Raw genomic sequence first — 919 nt, forward strand, 5'->3', positions numbered from 1 at the left:
GGGTACTCCTCGGTCAGCGTGGTGACCGGGCCGGGCCAGGTGGCCTGGGCGACCTCGATCGGTCTGCGCCGTTCGTCGTACGCCACGTGCAGCAGGTGCAGCACGGGGGTGTCCGGCCGGATCTGAAGGGTTTCCGCTTCTTCCCGGCTGGGCTGGCGGGCGGTGATCGTGTCGGTGGCTGTCGCGTACCGCCGTCCGGTGGCCTCCTCGGCCTCCTGGTAGAGCGGGCGGCCGAACGCCTCGGCGCGTTCCAGTGTGGTGCCGGCGGTGTCGGCGGGCAGGAACCAGGATGCGCCGACCTCGACCGGTGAGTCCTCGGTGCGGACCAGGTGTCGGCGGCAGAGCAGTTCGGTGCCGTCGGGTACGCCGAACGCGTCGGCGACCTCGGGGGGTGCGGGGGAGCGGCCGACGGCGACCAGTTGCTGCCGGTACCGGGCGGCGAGGTCGGTGTGGTAGCCGCGGAAGCCGCCGTAGCGGCCCCGGGAGAGGCGGTTGAGCCGCCGGCGGGTTCCACGCACGTACGTACCGGAGCCGGGTTTGGTGATCAGGATGCCCTCGACCCGCAGCTGGTCGACGGCGCGTTGCACGGTCTGTTTCGCCACCCCGAACATCTCCGCGATGGCCGGGATGGACGGCAGCCGTTCGCCCGGCGCCCAGTCGCCGCGCCGGATCTGCGCCTTGAGCTGCGCGGCGATCTGGCGATGTGGAAACTCGGCGGCACCCGGATTGATAGGCATGCCCACCTCCTGTCAGCTAGGTTCCTAGGATGCCCTAGGTGACGTGATCCCGCCACCCCGCCGCGCCACGCCCCCGCCGATCAGCCCGTCGATCATGAAGTTATTGCCACGACGCGCCCCCGGCAGGGGTGGTAACAACTTCATGATCAACAGTCGTTGGGGGCGGGGATGGCGAAGAGCCC

Annotated in this window: 1 protein-coding gene; it reads right to left on the reverse strand. The window is 70.6% G+C overall.

What is annotated here, in order from left to right:
* Positions 1–737: GntR family transcriptional regulator (locus C1I93_RS30730; RefSeq protein WP_111246716.1), on the reverse strand; the 737-nt coding region annotated here is incomplete at its 3' end.
* Positions 738–919 lie beyond the last annotated feature (182 nt).

Origin of the sequence: Micromonospora endophytica (assembly GCF_003236305.1) — a bacterium.
Lineage (GTDB): Bacteria > Actinomycetota > Actinomycetes > Mycobacteriales > Micromonosporaceae > Micromonospora > Micromonospora endophytica.